General features: G+C 71.4%; 16 protein-coding genes. 5 read left to right on the top strand and 11 right to left on the bottom strand.

Translation table 11 applies throughout. The features are described from left to right. Positions 1–325 precede the first annotated feature (325 nt). Positions 326–1279 (bottom strand): LysR family transcriptional regulator, encoded by a 954-nt coding sequence (locus tag ACZ4VI_RS07315; RefSeq protein WP_467997464.1) that lies wholly within the window; start codon positions 1277–1279, stop codon positions 326–328. Positions 1280–1342: 63 nt separating this feature from the next. Here ACZ4VI_RS07315 and ACZ4VI_RS07310 point away from each other — a divergent pair, with 63 nt between their 5' ends. From ACZ4VI_RS07310 to ACZ4VI_RS07300, 3 genes are all read left to right on the top strand, one after another. After that, positions 1343–2605, top strand: a complete 1263-nt coding sequence (locus ACZ4VI_RS07310) for an MFS transporter (RefSeq protein WP_467997463.1) — start codon at positions 1343–1345, stop codon at positions 2603–2605. A gap of 137 nt (positions 2606–2742) precedes the next feature. Beyond that, entirely contained in the window at positions 2743–3390 is a 648-nt protein-coding gene (locus ACZ4VI_RS07305; protein ID WP_467998086.1) for a L,D-transpeptidase family protein, read from the top strand. Positions 3391–3471: 81 nt separating this feature from the next. Next, positions 3472–4422, top strand: coding sequence for a sigma-70 family RNA polymerase sigma factor (locus ACZ4VI_RS07300; RefSeq protein ID WP_467997461.1), 951 nt, complete (start codon positions 3472–3474; stop codon positions 4420–4422). Here ACZ4VI_RS07300 and ACZ4VI_RS07295 read toward each other — a convergent pair whose 3' ends face one another. Next, on the bottom strand, positions 4423–4683 hold the full coding sequence (locus ACZ4VI_RS07295; RefSeq protein WP_467997460.1) for an STAS domain-containing protein: 261 nt from the start codon (positions 4681–4683) through the stop codon (positions 4423–4425). A 55-nt stretch (positions 4684–4738) separates the two neighbouring features. On the opposite strand from ACZ4VI_RS07295, the gene ACZ4VI_RS07290 reads away from it, so the two are divergent. Together ACZ4VI_RS07290 and ACZ4VI_RS07285 are read left to right on the top strand one after the other, a co-directional pair. Beyond that, the gene (locus tag ACZ4VI_RS07290) at positions 4739–5386 is read left to right on the top strand and encodes an HAD family hydrolase (RefSeq protein WP_467997459.1); all 648 of its coding nucleotides are present in this window, start codon (positions 4739–4741) and stop codon (positions 5384–5386) included. Beyond that, positions 5383–6480, top strand: coding sequence for a hypothetical protein (locus ACZ4VI_RS07285; RefSeq protein WP_467997458.1), 1098 nt, complete (start codon positions 5383–5385; stop codon positions 6478–6480). The genes ACZ4VI_RS07290 and ACZ4VI_RS07285 overlap by 4 nt, the downstream gene beginning before the upstream one ends. Before the next feature lie 83 nt (positions 6481–6563). Here ACZ4VI_RS07285 and ACZ4VI_RS07280 read toward each other — a convergent pair whose 3' ends face one another. The 9 genes from ACZ4VI_RS07280 to ACZ4VI_RS07240 all read right to left on the bottom strand — a co-directional run bounded on the left by ACZ4VI_RS07280 (position 6564) and on the right by ACZ4VI_RS07240 (position 17584). Then, the gene (locus tag ACZ4VI_RS07280; RefSeq protein ID WP_467997457.1) at positions 6564–7841 is read right to left on the bottom strand and encodes a thymidine phosphorylase; all 1278 of its coding nucleotides are present in this window, start codon (positions 7839–7841) and stop codon (positions 6564–6566) included. An 81-nt stretch (positions 7842–7922) separates the two neighbouring features. Continuing rightward, entirely contained in the window at positions 7923–8327 is a 405-nt protein-coding gene (locus ACZ4VI_RS07275) for a cytidine deaminase (RefSeq protein ID WP_467997456.1), read from the bottom strand. Beyond that, complete coding sequence (locus ACZ4VI_RS07270; RefSeq protein ID WP_467997454.1) at positions 8324–9613, bottom strand: ABC transporter permease; 1290 nt, start codon at positions 9611–9613, stop codon at positions 8324–8326. The genes ACZ4VI_RS07275 and ACZ4VI_RS07270 overlap by 4 nt, the downstream gene beginning before the upstream one ends. Beyond that, a complete protein-coding gene (locus ACZ4VI_RS07265) occupies positions 9610–10722 on the bottom strand; it encodes an ABC transporter permease (RefSeq protein ID WP_467997452.1) in 1113 nt (370 codons plus the stop codon). The genes ACZ4VI_RS07270 and ACZ4VI_RS07265 overlap by 4 nt, the downstream gene beginning before the upstream one ends. Next, positions 10719–12311: an ABC transporter ATP-binding protein gene (locus ACZ4VI_RS07260; protein WP_467998085.1), complete on the bottom strand. Its 1593-nt coding sequence runs from the start codon at positions 12309–12311 to the stop codon at positions 10719–10721. Before ACZ4VI_RS07260 ends, ACZ4VI_RS07265 begins: the two co-directional genes overlap by 4 nt. 207 nt (positions 12312–12518) lie before the next feature. Beyond that, positions 12519–13559, bottom strand: coding sequence for a BMP family lipoprotein (locus ACZ4VI_RS07255; protein ID WP_467997450.1), 1041 nt, complete (start codon positions 13557–13559; stop codon positions 12519–12521). Between the two features lie 283 nt (positions 13560–13842). Further along, positions 13843–15063, bottom strand: coding sequence for a M20 family metallopeptidase (locus ACZ4VI_RS07250; protein ID WP_467997449.1), 1221 nt, complete (start codon positions 15061–15063; stop codon positions 13843–13845). A gap of 116 nt (positions 15064–15179) precedes the next feature. Further along, positions 15180–16292, bottom strand: coding sequence for a hypothetical protein (locus ACZ4VI_RS07245; RefSeq protein WP_467998083.1), 1113 nt, complete (start codon positions 16290–16292; stop codon positions 15180–15182). Between the two features lie 398 nt (positions 16293–16690). Then, positions 16691–17584 (bottom strand): N-acetylneuraminate synthase family protein, encoded by an 894-nt coding sequence (locus tag ACZ4VI_RS07240; RefSeq protein WP_467997448.1) that lies wholly within the window; start codon positions 17582–17584, stop codon positions 16691–16693. Positions 17585–17597 lie beyond the last annotated feature (13 nt).

The following is a 17597-nucleotide window of genomic DNA, read 5'->3' as shown; positions in this document are numbered from 1 at the left end:
CGCCCCGCACCAGAGGCGGCCGCGGCGCGTCGCGCCACTACGCGACGACCGTGGACACGAGGGGGCGCACCCCGTGCACCGGGCGGCAGCTGCGCGCCGCAGTTGCCTCGCCTCGCGAGCTCGGGGGCGGGGCCCTGGGCCGGGCGGACGAGGCCCGCCGCGACCAGGCCGCGCAGGGTCTCCGCCCCCGAACCCCGGGCGGCAGCTGCGCGCCGCAGTTGCCTCGCCACGTGAGCTCGGGGGCGGGGCCCTGGGCCGGGCGGACGAGGCCTGCCGCGACCAGGCCGCGCAGGGGCTCCGCCGCCCGGTAGCCCGGGCCGGGGGGCTAGGTCGGGAGCAGCGTGCCCCTCTTGCTCAGGAGGAATCGCTTGAAGGCTGCCACCGGGGCCGTGTCCGGGTGGCCGTCCAGCCAGGCGACGCCGATCTCGCGGACCGCGCGGGGGGCCGTGACCGTGAGTTCGACGACGCCGGGGCGGGGGACCGCCGGTGGGGGGAGGAGGGCTACGCCGAGGCCCGCGGCGACCAGGCCGCGCAGGGTCTCCGCCTCCTCGCCCTCGAAGGCGACGCGCGGCTTGAACCCGGCCTCGGTGCACAGGTCGTCGGTGATGCGGCGCAGCCCGTAGCCGGGCTCCAGGGTCACGAAGGTCTCCTCGGCTGCCTCCGCGAGGCGGACCCGCTTCCGGGAGGCGAGCCGGTGGTCGTCGGGGACCACGAGGCGCAGGCGCTGCTCGTCGAGGCGGCGGGCCACCAGGTCCGGGGCGTCCGGGACCGGGGACGTCAGGCACAGGTCCAGGTCCCCGGCCCGTAGCCGCTCGATCATCGCCTCGCCGTAGTTCTGGACGAGGGTGAAGCGCACCCGGGGGTGGTCCACACGGAAGGCCCGGATCAGGCCTGGGACCGTCTCCGAGCCCAGTGTGTGCAGGAAGCCGAACGCGACCCGGCCCGCCGTCGGGTCCGCGTCCGCCCGGACCGAGTCCGCCGCCTTCTCCACCTCCGCGAGCGCCCGCTCCGCCGAGGCGAGGAACGTCCGGCCCGCCGGAGTCAGCGAGACCGTACGGCCCTTGCGGGCGAACAGGGCGACCCCCAAGTCCTGTTCGAGCCGGACCATTGCCCGGGACAGGGTGGACTGGGGGACGCCCATCTCCTCCGCCGCCCTCGTCACATGCTCGTGCCGCGCCACCGCCGCGAAGTACGCAAGCCGTGGCGCGAGCACCAGCCCCATGTCTTCTTCGTTACTGTTCGGTGACAGCCGAACCCGTGACCTGTACTCATGCACCATGGGAACGATTACAGCAGTTCCGTGCATTGGACGCATCAAACCGCGGCGGCCTACGGTCGTTCCATGCCTTCCGCCAGTACCAAGGCGGCCGCCACACGCACGGCCGCCGACACCCGCCTCGCCCCCGGAGCTCCCGGCTACCGCCGCATGAGCTTCGCTCTCTTCGCCGCCGGTCTCGCCGCCTTCGCGCTCCTCTACTCCACCCAGGCCCTCCTCCCCGCGATCTCCGCCGAGTTCGGCGCCACCGCCTCCGCGGCCTCCTGGACGGTCTCCGCCGCGACCGGCACCCTCGCCCTCCTCGTCCTCCCGATGAGCGCCCTCTCCGAGCGCTTCGGCCGGCGCACGATGATGACCGCCTCCCTCGCGGTCGCGGTCGCCGTCGGACTGCTCGTCCCCTTCGCCCCGAGCCTGGAGTGGCTGGTCGCCCTGCGCGCCGTCCAGGGCGCGGCGCTCGCGGGCCTGCCGGCGTCCGCGATGGCGTTCCTGGCCGAGGAGGTACGGCCCAAGGCGCTGATCGCCGCGATCGGCCTGTTCGTCGCGGGCAACTCGATCGGCGGCATGAGCGGCCGCATCGTCACCGGCTGGGCGGCCCAGCTGTGGGGCTGGCGCGCCGGGCTCCTCGCGGTCGGCCTGATGGCGGTGGCCTGCGCGGTCGCCTTCCGGATCCTCATCCCCAAGGCCCGCCACTTCCGGCCCGGTTCGCTCAACCCGAAGGCACTCGCGGCGACCGTCCGCACCCACCTCGCCGACCCGCTGCTGATGCGGCTGTACGCGATCGGCGCCCTGTTCATGACGGTCTTCGGCGCGGTCTACACCGTGATCGGCTACCGCCTGGTCGAGGCCCCCTTCTCGCTCCCCCAGGGCGTCATCGGCTCGATCTTCCTGGTCTACCTCGTCGGTACGGTCTCCTCGGCCGCGGCCGGGAAGCTGGTCGGCCGGCTCGGCCGGCGCGGGGCGCTGTACCTGGCCGTCGGCACGACCGCGGCCGGTCTGCTGCTCTCGCTCGCCGACACCCTCGCCACCGTCCTGCTCGGCCTGGTCCTGATCACGGCCGGCTTCTTCGCCGGGCACGCGGTCGCCTCCTCCTCGGTGAGCCGGACCGCGAAGACCGGCCGCGCACAGGCCTCGGCGCTGTACCAGTCCGCGTACTACATCGGCAGCAGCGTGGGCGGCACGCTCGGCGCGGTCGCCTTCCACTCCGGCGGCTGGGCGGGCACGGTCCTCCTCGGCCTCGTCGCGGTCCTCGGCGTCGTGTCGATCACGCTGTACGGCACCCACAGCGCCCGGCTCGAGGCGCGGCGCCTCCACCTCCGTACGGCGTGCTGATCACTCAGGCGATCCGGTGGCGGATCCGTACAACCACACCGCTCCCCCGCTCGTCCTAAGTCATAGGACTCAAGGGGGAGTTGGTGATCATGAGCGGTATACGGAAGCGGGCGGGGATCGTCCTCGGCATCACCTCCATGGTGGTGCCGCTGACGGTCGCCCTCGGCGCGGGGACGGCGCAGGCGGCGTCGTGCAACGTGACGACGGGGCCGTACCAGAAGCAGGTGGAGAAGTTCCTCGGGCGGACCGTCGACGGGCGGCAGTCGCTCGCCGACTGCAAGGCCATCCAGGCGTTCCAGCGCACGCACGGCATCACCCCGACCATGGGGTACGCCGGTCCGGTGACCTGGCGGACGATGAGCACGATGCTGGCGCAGAGGGCGGCCGGCACGAACCCGAACAAGGCCGGGAAGTGCCCGACCAACAAGGGCCGGATCGCCTGTGTCGACCTGACCCGGCAGCTGAGCTGGATCCAGGACGGGTCCCGGCTGAAGTACGGACCGGTGCCGGTCCGTACGGGCAAGGACGGGACCGAGACCCGTACCGGCGCCAAGAAGATCTACTGGCGGAACATCAACCACTGGTCGACGATCTACCACGTGTCCATGCCGTACTCGCAGTTCTTCGACGGCGGGCAGGCCTTCCACTCCACCACCAAGTCGATGTGGAACCCGCCGGGTTCGGGCGGCTGCGTCAATATGCGGCCGGCCGACGCCAAGGCCTACTGGAACCTGCTGCGGAACGGCGACGACGTGTACGTCTACGGCAGGAAGCCGGGAACCTGACCCTGGCTGTCAGTGGGCTGCGGTAGCTTCCCCTCATCGGCACAGAACCGGTGCCGATGAGGGGCGAGTGGGGTGGACCGCATGACTGAGGAGCTGGAGAAGTACCGTACGGAGCTGACCGGTTACTGCTACCGGATGCTCGGCTCGTCCTTCGAGGCGGAGGACGCCGTGCAGGACACGATGGTCCGCGCCTGGCGGTCCTTCGACTCCTTCGAGGGACGCTCGTCGCTGCGCTCCTGGCTGTACCGCATCGCGACGAATGTCTGCCTGGACTCGCTCAACGCCGGGAACAGACGGGCCCGGCCGATGGATCTGACGCCCGCGACGCCGGTCGCCCAGGCGCAGCTGACCGCCCGGCCGGAGATCACCTGGCTGGAACCGGTCCCGGACGGCCGGGTGCTGCCGTCGGTGGCCGACCCGGCCGACACGGCGGTGTCCCGCGAGACCGTACGCCTTGCGTTCGTCGCGGCCCTGCAGCATCTGCCGCCGAAGCAGCGGGCCGTGCTGATCCTGCGCGAGGTGCTCGCCTGGAAGGCGAGCGAGGTCGCGGAGCTGCTCGACACCTCGGTCGCCTCGGTGAACAGCGCGCTCCAGCGGGCGCGCGCGACGATCGCCGAGAACGAGCCGGCGGCCTCGGACCCGGCGGACCCGCTGGACGAGGAGCAGAAGGAGCTCCTGGAGCGCTATGTCGCCGCCTTCGAGGGGTACGACATGCAGGCGCTGACCGCGCTTCTGCACGAGGACGCGACGATGTCCATGCCGCCGTACGACCTGTGGCTGCGCGGCCACGACGACATCGTGGGCTGGATGCTCGGGGTCGGCGACGTCTGCCGCGACTCGAAGCTGGTGCCGACCGTGGCGAACGGTTCGCCGGCGTTCGCGCACTACCACCCGGACCCGGAGGGCGGATACAGCCCGTGGGCCCTGATCGTCCTGGAGCTGCGGGACGGCAAGGTCGGCGGGATGGACTTCTTCCTGGACACCAAGCGCTGGTTCCCGCTGTTCGACCTGCCGGAGCGGCTCGAGGCCTGATCAGAGCAGGTGGCCGAGCCCGACGAGTGCGAGGACGTCGCGCAGCTCGGGCCGGGCCCCCCGGAAGGTGAGCCGGTGCCCGCGCCGCCGGGCGGTGAGCCGCAGCCGGGCGAGGGCGTCGACGGCGCCGAGATCGGCGTGCGTCAGCCCGCCGACGTCGCAGATCACGTCGGCGGACGGCGCCCCTTCGAGCACGGCGCACAGCCGGGCGGCCTCATCAGGGGCGGCAAGGGTCAGTACGAGCGGTTGACTGGTGTCCACACCAGGGAGACCTGCGCCACGGTCAGAACTCATCGGAACCCCTAGGCTGCGGCCCATGGTGGAACTGGTGATCTTCGACTGTGACGGCGTCCTGGTGGACAGCGAGCGGATCTACTGCCGGGTCGACCGCGAGGTCTTCGCCTCGCTCGGCGCGGAGTTCACTGAGGCGGAGATGGTCGAGCAGTTCGTCGGTACGTCGAGCGAGATGCTGACGGCGATCGTCGAGGCGCGGCTGGGACGTCCCCTGGAGCCGGACTGGCACCAGGCGTACCGGCACCTGTACGACGAGGCGCTGGACGCGGAGCTGACGGTGGTCGAGGGCGTCACGGACGCGCTGGACCAGCTGGAGGTCCCCTTCTGCCTGGCGTCGAACGGCAGCCACGCCACGATCCGCCGGAACCTGACGCGGGTGGGCCTCCTGGACCGCTTCGAGGGCCGTATCTTCAGCGCCCGCGACGTGCCCCGCGGCAAGCCGGCCCCGGACCTCTTCCTCCACGCGGCGGCCACGCTGGGCGTCCCGCCGGAGCGTTGCGCGGTGGTCGAGGACAGCCCCTACGGCGTCCAGGCGGCCCGCGCCGCCGGAATGCGCGCCTTCGGCTACTGCGGCGGCCTGACCCGCGCGGACCGCCTGATGGGCCCGCGGACACTGGTCTTCGACGACATGAGCGAGCTGCCGAAGCTGCTCGGGGAGTCGCTGGCATGAGCACGGTCGACTGGTCGCGCGTGTTCCACGCGTACGGCACGGCGACGGACACGGGCGAGCTGCTGAGGGGCCCGCTGGCGGACGCGGAGGCCCACCTGTGGTCGGCGATCCTGCATCAGGGCTCGGTCTGGCCGGCGACGCCGCCGGTACTGCGCCTCGTGGCGGGCAGGCTGCGTGAGTCGCCGCTGCTGGGGTTGAGGTTCGTACGCGACGTGGCGAGCGCGGTGAACGTCGGCGACGCGGCCGACGACCTCCGCGCCCGGGTGGCCGCGGCGCCGACGGAGGCGTGGATCGCGGAGTACGTGGCCGCCGACGAGGACGACCAGGTCGACCTGTGGTCGGACGACGACGGCACCGGTGACCTGGTGCTCGCGGGCGCGGCGCTGGAGTGCTGGGACCTGTTGCCGGAGCTGGTGGATCCGGTGTCGGAGTTCCTCGGCTCCCCCGAACCGGAGACCCGCGCGCTCGCCTGGGCGACGGTGGCCCGGCTCCTGAACCACCCGCGGACCGCGGCCCGTACCGCCGAACTCCTTCCCCGGCTGGCCGAGTCGGCCCGCGCGGCGCGGTCGGTCGAGGAACGCGCCTCCCTGGTCATGGACCTCGGCGGACTGGGCGGCGACCCGAGCGCCTTCCTTGCCGACCCGAGCCCGCTGGTGCGGTGCGCCGCGGCGATGACCCCGCCGCTGGCGGACGACCCGGTGGCGCGGGCGGAGTTGCTGGCGATGGCCCGTACGCCGACGGCCTTCGACGCACTGTCGGGCCTGGCCCGCTTCGAGGGCGAGCCGCCGCGCTGGACGCTGATCGCGGTGCTGTCGCGTCGGGTGAGGGACCTCTCGCTGCTGTACGAGGCGGCCTGTGCGGCGCTGCCGTACGCCTTCAGGATCGCCCCCTGCCCGGATCTGGGCCCCTACCTGGAGGTGGCCTTCTCGGAGGGCCGGCCGGAGGCACCCACGCCCGAGCAACGCTCGCTGGCCCGAGAGTTGGCCTCCCGGGACGAGCTATGGGCCTCGACGAACGGCAACCGGAAGATCACCCTGCGCGGGCTGCGGCTCCCGGACAGCCGGGAGGCGTGGCGAGAGTTGGGCGGGGCCTAGACCAGGAACGGGCCCAGCACGCCGAACGGGACCGGCGGTGGTCCACCGGTCCCGTTCACCCGGACGTGCCAGGGGCACATGCCTCAGGCGATGCGGTCCAGGACGATCGGGTTCGGGGTGAACTTCGCGTCGGCCGACGCGATGTCCCACGCGCCTTCCAGGGACTTCAGGGCGTAGTCGAACTTCTCCGGGGTGTCCGTGTGGAGGGTCAGCAGGGGCTGGCCCGCCGTGACCTGGTCGCCCGGCTTGGCGTGGAGTTCGACGCCTGCGCCCGCCTGGACCGGGTCCTCCTTGCGGGCGCGGCCGGCGCCCAGGCGCCAGGCGGCGATGCCGATGTCGTACGCGTCCAGGCGGGTGAGGACGCCCGAGGACGGGGCCGTGACGACGTGCTGTTCGCGGGCCACCGGGAGCGTCGCGTCCGGGTCGCCGCCCTGGGCCGCGATCATCCGGCGCCAGACGTCCATCGCCGAGCCGTCCGCCAGCGCCTTCGCCGGGTCCGCGTCCTTGATCCCGGCCGCGTCCAGCATCTCGCGGGCCAGCGCGATCGTCAGCTCGACGACGTCCGCCGGGCCGCCGCCCGCCAGGACCTCGACCGACTCGCGGACCTCCAGGGCGTTGCCGGCCGTCAGGCCGAGCGGGGTCGACATGTCGGTCAGGAGCGCCACCGTCTTCACTCCGCTGTCCGTGCCCAGGCCCACCATCGTCGACGCGAGTTCGCGCGCGTCGTCGATGTTCTTCATGAACGCGCCGGTGCCGACCTTCACGTCCAGGACCAGCGAGCCCGTGCCCTCGGCGATCTTCTTCGACATGATCGACGAGGCGATCAGGGGGATGGCTTCCACCGTGCCCGTCACGTCACGGAGCGCGTAGAGCTTCTTGTCCGCCGGCGCCAGGCCGTCGCCCGCCGCGCAGATCACCGCGCCGGTCGTGTCGAGGACGTGCAGCATCTCCTCGTTGGAGAGCAGCGCGCGCCAGCCGGGGATGGACTCCAGCTTGTCGAGCGTGCCGCCCGTGTGGCCGAGGCCCCGACCCGAGAGCTGCGGCACGGCCGCGCCGCAGGCGGCGACGAGCGGGGCGAGCGGGAGGGTGATCTTGTCGCCGACACCGCCGGTGGAGTGCTTGTCGGCGGTCGGGCGGGACAGCGAGGAGAAGTCCATGCGCTCGCCGCTGGCGATCATCGCGGCGGTCCAGCGGGCGATCTCGGTACGGTTCATCCCGTTGAGCAGGATGGCCATCGCCAGGGCGGACATCTGCTCGTCGGCGACCTCGCCGCGGGTGTAGGCGTCGATGACCCAGTCGATCTGCTCGGGGCTCAGCTCACCCTTGTCCCGCTTGGTGCGGATGACGGAGATGACGTCCATGGTGGTGCCTCTTTCTACGCGCATAGAGGGGTATAGGAGGAGCGGCCCTTCCCATCGTGCCGGAAGGGCCGCTCCGAGGTGCTACTTGGCGAGGTGGTCCGGGCCGAACGCCTGCGGGAGCATCTCGTCCAGCGTCAGCCGCCCGGCCGGGGTCTCCAGGACGAGCGCGGGGCCGCCGAACTCGTACAGCAGCTGCCGGCACCGTCCGCACGGCACCAGCGGCTCGCCCTTGCCGTCCACGCACACGAAGTGCGTCAGCCGGCCGCCTCCGGTCGCCTGGAGCTGCGAGACAAGACCGCACTCGGCGCACAGGCTGAGGCCGTACGAGGCGTTCTCCACGTTGCAGCCGGTGACCGTCCGCCCGTCGTCGACCAGGGCGGCCACGCCGACCGGGAAGCCCGAGTACGGGGCGTACGCGCGGGACATGGCGTCCCGTGCCGCCTCGCGGAGGGTCTCCCAGTCGGCCTCGGTCACGGGAGTGGTCACTTGCCCTCGCCCTTGCGGTACCGCATGCCGTCCGCCTTGGGCATCCGCAGGCGCTGCGCGGAGAGCGACAGCACGAGCAGCGTGACCACGTACGGCGTGGCGCTGACGAACTCGACCGGGACCGTGTCCGTGGCGAGGTACCAGATCAGCACGCCGACCGCGATGACGGCGCTGATCGCGGCCGTGATCCAGCGCTTCTTGTACGCCTTCCAGGCCGCCATGATCACGAGGATGCCGGCGAGCAGCAGGAGCAGTGCGTGCACGGACGGGCCGCCGCTGCGCAGTTGGAGCGCGTCGGCGAAGCCGAACAGGCCCGCGCCCATGGCGAGGCCGCCCGGCCGCCAGTTGCCGAAGATCATCGCCGCGAGGCCGATGTAGCCGCGGCCACCGGTCTGGCCCTCGTTGTAGATGTGCGAGGTGACCAGCGACAGGAACGCGCCGCCGAGACCGGCGAGACCGCCGGAGACGATCACGGCGATGTACTTGTACTTGTACACGTTGACGCCGAGGGACTCCGCGGCGATCGGGTTCTCACCGCAGGAGCGCAGTCGCAGACCGAACGCCGTCTTCCACAGCAGGAAGAACGTGCCGATCACAAGCAGCACGGCGAGGATCGTCACCAGCGACAGGTTGGTGACCAGGCCGCCGAGGATGCCCGCCAGGTCCGAGATCAGGAACCAGTGGTGCTTCTCGACGTCGGCCAGCCAGTCGGAGAGCCCCGGGATGGTGATCGAGGTGATCTCCTCGGCCGGCGGGGACTGCTTGGGGCTGCCGCCCTTGGCTGCCGCCTCGCCGGTGTTGAACCACAGCTTGGCGAAGTAGGTGGTGAAACCGACGGCCAGGATGTTGATCGCGATACCGGAGATGATGTGGTCGACGCCGAAGGTGACGGTGGCGACCGCGTGCAGCAGACCGCCGAACATGCCGCCCACGATGCCGGCGAGAATGCCGATCCAGGGGCTGGTCTGCCAGCCGGCCCAGGCACCGAAGAAGGTGCCGAGGATCATCATGCCTTCGAGGCCGATGTTGACCACGCCCGCGCGCTCGGCCCACAGGCCGCCGAGACCGGCGAGGCCGATCGGCACGGCGAGCGAGAGCGCGGCGCTGATCTGGCCGGCCGAGGTGAGGTCCTGCGCCCCGGTGATGGCCCGTACGGCGGAGAGGGCGAGGAGCCCGGCCGCGACGATCAGCAGGATCCAGGGGAGGGAGAGGCGGGTGCGGCCGCCCTTGCCGCCGGCCACCTTGGGGGCCGCGGGCGGCGGGGTGGAAGTCGCCGTGGCGGTCACGCCGACACCTCCGTCGTGTCGTGGGAACGGGCCTGGGCGGCGAGCTTCTCGCCGACCTGGCGCTGCTGACGCTTGAGGCCGTACCGGCGCACGACCTCGTAGGCGATGACGACGCAGAGGACGATGACGCCCTGCATGACGCCGACGATCTCCCTGTCGTAGTCCTCGAACTCGAGCTTCTGGCCGCCGCGCTCCAGGAAGGACCAGAGGATCGCGGCGAGCCCGATGCCGATCGGGTGGTTGCGGCCGAGCAGGGCGATGGCGATACCGGTGAAGCCGATGCCGACGGGGAAATCGCCGCCGAACTCGTACGACTCGTTGAGCAGCGTCGGCATACCGATCAGACCGGCCATGGCGCCGGAGATCAGCATGGAGGTGACGACCATCTTCTTGACGTCGACACCGCTGGCGGCGGCGGCCGTGTCGGACTGGCCGACGGTGCGCAGGTCGAAGCCGAAGCGGGTGCGGGAGAGCGTGAACCAGTACCCGATGCCCGCGAGGACCGCGATGACGACGAAGCCGATGATCGGCTCCGGCGTGGTCGGGAACTCGAAGAAGTGCGAGGACTCCGGGATCGGGGTCGTGGCGACCTTGGTTCCGGAGGGATCCAGGTGGCCGAGGCGGCCGGGCTGGAGGAGGTAGCCGATGATCGCGGTCGCGATGAAGTTCAGCATGATCGTCGAGACGACCTCGCTGACACCCCGGGTGGTCTTGAGAACACCGGCGATGCCCGCCCACATGGCACCGACGATCATCGCGGTGATGATGATCAGCGGGATCTGGACGATGCCCGGCAGGGTCAGCGCGCCACCGACGGCGCCGGCGAAGAAGGCCGCGAGCCGGTACTGGCCGTCGACACCGATGTTGAACAGGTTCATGCGGAAGCCGATGGCCACCGCGATGCCCGCCAGGTAGTACGTCGTCGCCTTGTTGATGATGATGACCTGGCTGTCCGACTTGATGCCGTAGTCGAACATGATCCCGAAGGCGCTGAACGGCTCCTTGCCGGTGGCCGCGAGCACCAGGGCGGTGATCAGGAAGGCGGCGACGATCGCGAGCAGCGGTGCCGCGATGCCGAGGAGCAGCCGCTCCTTGTCGAACTTCTTCATCGGGCCTCGTCCTCCGGGCCGTCGGTGCCCTCAGGGCGCTCTTCGTGCTCAAGGTGGCCGGCGGCGGCGCCGGTCATGGCGGAGCCCAGCTCCTCCGGCGTGATGGTCGCCGGGTCGGCGTCCGCGACGAGCCGCCCGCGGTACATCACGCGCAGGGTGTCGGAGAGGCCGATCAGCTCGTCCAGGTCGGCGGAGATCAGCAGGACCGCCAGGCCCTCGCGGCGCGCCGCGCGGATCTGGTCCCAGATCTGCGCCTGCGCGCCGACGTCCACGCCGCGGGTGGGGTGCGCGGCGATCAGCAGCTTGGGGTCGTGGCTCATCTCGCGGCCGACGATCAGCTTCTGCTGGTTTCCGCCGGAGAGGGAGGCCGCGGTGACGTCGATACCGGGGGTACGGACGTCGTACTCGCGGACGATCCGCTCGGTGTCCTTGCGGGCACCCTTGAGGTCCAGGACCGCGCCCTTGGAGTTGGGCCGCTCGGTGACGTGGCCGAGGATGCGGTTCTCCCAGAGGGGGGCCTCCAGGAGCAGACCGTGCCGGTGGCGGTCCTCGGGGATGCAGCCGATGCCGTCCTCGCGCCGCTTGCGCGTCGGCGCGGCGGAGATGTCCTGGCCGTCCAGGGTCACCACGCCGGTGTCGGCGTGGCGCATGCCCATGATCGTGTCGACGAGCTCGGACTGGCCGTTGCCCTCGACGCCGGCGATGCCGAGCACCTCGCCCTTGTGGATGGTGAAGGTGATGCCGCCGAGGACCGCGCGGATCACGCCGTCGGGGTCGACGGCGCTCAGCGACAGGTCCTGGACCGTCAGCATCGGCACGTCCGTCACCGTCGACTCGCGGGTCTCCGGGGAGGGCAGCTCGGCGCCGACCATCAGCTCGGCGAGCTGCTTGGTGGTGGTGGTCTTCGGGTCGGCGGTGCCGACCGTGGTGCCGCGCCTGATGACGGTGATCTCGTCGGCGACCGACAGGACCTCACCCAGCTTGTGCGAGATGAAGATGACGGTCAGGCCCTCGGCCTTGAGCTCGCGCAGGTTGTCGAAGAGCGCGTCGACCTCCTGCGGGACGAGCACGGCGGTCGGCTCGTCGAGGATCAGGGTGCGGGCGCCGCGGTAGAGGACCTTGAGGATCTCCACGCGCTGGCGGTCGGCCACACCGAGGTCCTCCATGAGGGCGTTCGGGCGGATGCCGAGGCCGTACGCGTCGGAGATCTCCTTGATCTTGGCGCGGGCCTTGTCGCCGATGCCGTACAGCTTCTCGGAGCCGAGGACCACGTTCTCGAGGACGGTGAGGTTGTCCGCGAGCATGAAGTGCTGGTGCACCATGCCGACGCCGCGGACGATGGCGTCGGCGGGGCTGTGGAACGTCACCTGCTCGCCGTCGACCGTGATCGTGCCCTCGTCCGGCTTCTGCATGCCGTAGAGGATCTTCATCAGGGTCGACTTGCCCGCGCCGTTCTCGCCCACGAGGGCGTGCACGGTGCCGCGGCGCACGGTGATGTCGATGTCGTGGTTGGCCACGACTCCGGGGAAACGCTTGGTGATGCCGCGGAGTTCTACGGCGTTCGGACTGCTGGGGCTGGAGGCTTTGATGACGCACTCTCCTAGGCAGGGAGCGTGAGGAGGATGAGCTGGCTGAACGGGCTGGGACGCAGGCGCTGTAGGTGGCGAAAAATACCCTGAGGGGCGCGTGCTACGCGCGTAGCGTCAGGAAAATCGTTCAACTGCCCGCGGACATACGTGTGAAGGGGGCCCGGAGTGTCGGCCGAAGCCGCTCTCCGGGCCCCCGTCCGACGTGTGTCAGAGGCTCATGGCGACCTTGATCTGACCGTCGACGATCTTCTTCTTGGCCGCGTCGATCTGGGCCTGGATGTCCTTGAGGTGGCCACCGGTGGTGGTCAGGCCGACACCGTTCTGGGCCAGCGAGTAGACGTGCGTGCCGGTCAGCGGCTTGCCGTCCTTGACGGACTTGATGAGCTCGAAGACACCGGTGTCGACGTTCTTGACGACCGAGGTCAGGATCGAGCCGGCGTACTTGGACAGGGCCGGGTCCTTGGCCTGGTCCGAGTCGACGCCGATCGCCCAGGTGCCCGGCTTCGCGGCGACGGCCTCGATGGCGCCGGCGCCGGAGCCGCCCGCGGCGGCGTAGATGACGTCGATGCCCTTGTCGAGCATGCCCTTGGCGGCGGCCTTGCCCTTGTCCGGGGCGCCGAAACCGGACATGTCCGTACCGGTGGACAGGTACTGGATCGTGACCGAGGCGTCCGGCTTGGTGTCCTTGACGCCCTGCTGGAAGCCGGCGGCGAACTTCTTGATCAGCGGGATGTCGACACCGCCGATGAAGCCGATCTTGCCGTCCTTGGACTTCAGCGCGGCCGCGACACCGGCGAGGTACGAGCCCTGCTCCTCGGTGAAGACGATCGAGTCGACGTTCTTCGCCTCGGAGACCGAGTCGACGAGGCCGAAGTTGACCTTCGGGTACTTCGCGGCGACCTTGTCTATGGCGTCCTTGTAGGCGAAGCCGACGCCGATGACGGGGTTGAAGCCGCCCTCGGCCAGGGAGGCGAGGCGCTGCTCACGGTCGGCCGGGGTCTCACCGGTCTTGGCGGTGAGCTCCTTGGTCTCGACACCGAGCTCGGCCTTGGCCTTGTCCAGGCCACGAGCGGCGGAGTCGTTGAACGAGTTGTCACCACGGCCACCGACGTCGTAGGCCATGCCGACCTTGATGGTGCCCTTGGGGGAGCCGGAGTCCTCGGTGGAGGACTCGCCGCAGGCGGTGGCGGTGAGAGCGAGGGCCGCGGTCACTACGGACGCGGAAGCGATCTTGGATACCCGGCGCAAGAGGAGGGTCCCTTCGAGACTGACCGAAAGCGCCTCTTCCGGCGCTGGTTTCGCGTGGATCGTAACGCGCGTAGATGTCAGTTAAAGACCCGTTCATGAGTCGTTATCGGATCGTCGCGAACCGGCCAGCGTGGCGACTGGCCGGCGACTGGCTGGCGACTGGCGGCGTCCGACCCGGCACGGTCGGTTATACACCCTGGTACGCGGGTGCGCGCGCGGCCCGCGCGAGGGCACGCGGGCGGCTGGGCCGGACGGGTGAACGGGTGAACGGCGTTTCGGGGCGTCAGTGCTTGGGGGCGGAGTCGATCAGGGCCGCGGCGGTGAAGAGCTCGACGCCGACCTCGATCGCCTCCTCGTCCACGTCGAAGTCGCCGCAGTGCAGGTCCCGGCGTGTCGTGTCGCCGGGGGCACGGACGCCGAGCCGGGCCATGGCGCCCGGCACGTGCTCCAGGTACCAGGAGAAGTCCTCGCCGCCGAGGCTCTGCTCGGTGTCCTCGATCGCATACGGTCCGCGGCGGGCGGTCATGGCGTCGCGGAGCAGCTCGGTGATCACCGGGTCGTTGACGACCGGCGGGACGCCCCGGACGTAGTTGATCGTCGACTTGGCGCGGTGGAGGGTGGCGATCTCGTCGATGGCCGCGTGCACGAGGTCGGGGGCCTCGCGCCAGCCGGGGAGGTCCAGGCAGCGGACGGTGCCGGAGAGCTCGGCGTGCTGCGGGATGACGTTGCAGGCGTGACCGGCGTCGATCCGGCCCCAGGTGACCGCGAGGCCGGAGCGGGCGTCCACCCGGCGGGCGAGCAGGGCGGGGACGTCGGTGGCGATCCGGGCGGCGGCGGTGACCAGGTCGGTGGTGAGGTGCGGGCGGGCCGTGTGACCGCCGGGGCCCTGGAGGGTGACTTCGAGGCGGTCGCAGGCGGAGGTGATGGGGCCGGGGCGCAGTCCGATCCGGCCGGCGTCCACCTTCGGGTCGCAGTGCACGGCGATGATCCGGCCGACACCGTCCAGGACCCCGGACTCGATGGCGTCGGCGGCGCCGCCGGGCAGCACCTCCTCGGCGGGCTGGAAGATCAGCCGCACGGCGTTGGGGAGCAACCCCTGCCGGTCGAGCTCGGCGAGGACGAGCCCGGTGCCCAGGACGGTGGTGGTGTGGACGTCGTGGCCACATGCGTGGGCCCGATTGGGCACGGTGGATCGGTACGGGACGGTCTTGACGTCCGGAATGGGCAGCGCGTCGATGTCGGCGCGGATCGCCAGCATGGACCGGCTCCTGTCCCAGGTGCCGATGTCGCACACGAGGCCGGTGCCCGTCGCGAGGACCTTCGGCGCGAGTCCGGCGGCCTCGAGGCGGGCCTTCAGGGCCGCGGTCGTACGGAACTCCTGGTTGCCGAGCTCGGGGTGCATGTGCAAGTCGCGGCGGAAGGCGATCAGTTCGGCGCGCAGCGACGCGGACAGCGTTCCGGGCAGAGCGACGGAGCCGGGCTCACGGGACTTCAACTGGTTCACCTTTTGAAGGGTAGGCCCCTTCGGAGATCAACTGCCCGTTGATCACGAAAAGTTCAGCCCGATAGGGGAAAGAATCTCGGTTCACCAGGCTTGACGACCACCCTGTGTGGGTAAGCTCACCCGAATTCGAGCCGCTGTGAGGACGGGGCGGCCTGGGCGGTGAGGCGGTCGACCTCGTGAGCCGCCGTGCCCGTGACCCCGGCCAGGAAGCCCTGGGCGCGCGGGGAGGCGTTCTCCTTCAGCCACTCGGGCGCGATCTCGCAGACGGCGACCTTCACGCCCGTGCCGGCCAGTGCCAGCGGGAGGGTGTGCACGACCGTCGAGGGAAAGCTGACCACGGTACGGCCGATCGGGCCGCGCCGGGCGATCAGCTCCAGCGGCAGGTCGGGCCGGACGATCTCCAGGCCGGTCTCCACCGCGATCCGGTGCAGCTTCTCGGTGGCCTCGCGGCGGTGGGCGAAGTAGCGGGTCGCCCCGTGGAGACGGGCCAGCTCGGCGACGACGAGGGCGTACTGGTCGGGGTCGACGACGCCCGTCTCGACCAGCGAGGTCCCGACGAGGTCGGCGCCCTTGGTGATGCGGGGCGGGCCGAAGCGCTGCCGGGTCCAGGCGAAGGTGTTCCGGGTGACGGTGGTGCCGGGCGGCGCCTCCACCGGGAGCGAGGTGAAGATCTCGACGGTACGGCGCCGGGTGGGGGCGAGCTTGCGGCGGGCGGCGGCGGTGACCGGGGCGAGCACGAGCTCGCGGGGCCCCCCGCTGCCGCGCCGGTGCCAGCGCACGAGGCGTTCGCCACGGGCGAGTTGGGCGGCGTACTCCATGGTGGCGGTGCCGTCGTCGACGACGGTCAGCCGCTTGGGGGCGAAGAGGGTGAGCAGCAGCTGGACGTACCGGGAGAACGGGTCCCCGACGATCACGCGCTCGGCGCCCCGCAGCAGCGGGGCGAGCTCCCGCAACGTCCGCCCGAGCGACCCGCGCCCACCCCGGGCCTCCTGCCAGTGCACGGCGAACCCGTCGTCCCGGGCCAGCTGCGCCATCCGGCGCAGCTGGCCGCGCGACATCGGATCGGTCGGCGAGAGCACGACGACGGTGAGATCGCGAGGGGCGGGGGCCGTGCGGCCGGGGGCGGTGGCGGCCTCGGTGGCCGCGCGGCCGGGGGCGGTGGCGGCCTCGCGGCCGTCGGGGTCCGCGTCGGCGGAGGCCTCCTGGCCGTCCGGGCCGACGGCTGCCACGGCCTCCTGGCCGTGGGTGCCGACGGCGGCCGTCCGGCCGGCGGTGGCCGAGTGGCCGGGGTCGGCCCCCCGGCCGTCCGGGCCTGCGGCTGCCGCCCGGCTGTCGGTGGCCGTCTGGCCGTCGGTGGCTGTGACGGCGGGGGCGGGGGTGGTCTCGCTGGCGTGCGTGGCGACGGGGGCGGGGGCCTGCGCGTCGCCGGGCCCGGTGGGCCGGGCGGCCGCGTGGGGCTGCTCCGTGCCGTCGCGGTCCACAGGGGCTCCGGACGTCGTGGGCGCGAGTATCGCGGGCCCCCGGCCGTCGGGGGCGGTGGTGCCCCCGACGGTGAGGGACTGGGCGTGTGCCCACTCCAGGACGTTCAGGAGCTGGACCGGGCTCTCGACGAACGCCAGCTGGCCGGTCATGCGGCGACAGGCCCCTGGACCCGGCGGAGCTTCTTCATCGGGCCGAGCTCCGACTCGTAGACCTTCTTCACGCCGTCGCCGAGCGCGGTCTCGATCGTGCGGATGTCGCGGACCAGGCGCTGCAGGCCCTGCGGCTCGACGGACGCGGCCTGGTCGGAGCCCCACATCGCGCGGTCGAGGGTGATGTGACGCTCGACGAACGTGGCGCCGAGAGCGACGGCGGCCAGCGTGGTCTGGAGGCCGGTCTCGTGGCCGGAGTAGCCGATCGGGACGTTCGGGTACTCCTCCTTCAGCGTGTTGATCACGCGGAGGTTCAGCTCCTCGGCCTTCGCCGGGTACGTGGACGTCGCGTGGCACAGCAGGATGTTGTCCGAGCCGAGGACCTCGACCGCGTGACGGATCTGCTTCGGGGTGGACATGCCGGTCGACAGGATGACCGCACGGCCGGTGTCGCGCAGGGCGCGGAGCAGCTCGTCGTCCGTGAGGGAGGCGGAGGCGACCTTGTGGGCCGGGACGTCGAACTTCTCCAGGAAGGCGACGGCCTCGGTGTCCCACGGGGAGGCGAACCAGTCGATGCCGCGCTTCTTGCAGTGCTCGTCGATGGCGCGGTACTCGTCCTCACCGAACTCCACGCGGTGGCGGTAGTCGATGTAGGTCATCCGGCCCCAGGGGGTGTCGCGCTCGATGTCCCACTGGTCGCGCGGGGTGCAGATCTCGGGCGTGCGCTTCTGGAACTTCACGGCGTCGCAGCCGGCCTCGGCGGCCACGTCGATCAGCGCGAGGGCGTTGTCGAGCTCGCCGTTGTGGTTGATGCCGATCTCACCGGTGACGTAGACGGGGTGGCCGGGGCCCGCGGTCTTGCTGCCGAAGGTACGGAGGCGAGTGGTCATGGTTCTGGTGTTC

This window comes from Streptomyces sp. NPDC029169 (genome assembly GCF_055563935.1).
This window is presented reverse-complemented; position numbering and strand designations above follow the sequence as displayed.

What these genes read in the sequence shown, in the direction of transcription:
- ACZ4VI_RS07315 (WP_467997464.1), bottom strand. Translation starts at nt 1,279, where the DNA reads ATGGTGCATGAGTACAGGTCACGGGTTCGGCTGTCACCGAACAGTAAC.
- ACZ4VI_RS07310 (WP_467997463.1), top strand. Translation starts at nt 1,343, where the DNA reads ATGCCTTCCGCCAGTACCAAGGCGGCCGCCACACGCACGGCCGCCGAC.
- ACZ4VI_RS07305 (WP_467998086.1), top strand. Translation starts at nt 2,743, where the DNA reads ATGGTGGTGCCGCTGACGGTCGCCCTCGGCGCGGGGACGGCGCAGGCG.
- ACZ4VI_RS07300 (WP_467997461.1), top strand. Translation starts at nt 3,472, where the DNA reads ATGACTGAGGAGCTGGAGAAGTACCGTACGGAGCTGACCGGTTACTGC.
- ACZ4VI_RS07290 (WP_467997459.1), top strand. Translation starts at nt 4,739, where the DNA reads ATGGTGGAACTGGTGATCTTCGACTGTGACGGCGTCCTGGTGGACAGC.
- ACZ4VI_RS07285 (WP_467997458.1), top strand. Translation starts at nt 5,383, where the DNA reads ATGAGCACGGTCGACTGGTCGCGCGTGTTCCACGCGTACGGCACGGCG.
- ACZ4VI_RS07280 (WP_467997457.1), bottom strand. Translation starts at nt 7,841, where the DNA reads ATGGACGTCATCTCCGTCATCCGCACCAAGCGGGACAAGGGTGAGCTG.
- ACZ4VI_RS07265 (WP_467997452.1), bottom strand. Translation starts at nt 10,722, where the DNA reads ATGAAGAAGTTCGACAAGGAGCGGCTGCTCCTCGGCATCGCGGCACCG.
- ACZ4VI_RS07240 (WP_467997448.1), bottom strand. Translation starts at nt 17,584, where the DNA reads ATGACCACTCGCCTCCGTACCTTCGGCAGCAAGACCGCGGGCCCCGGC.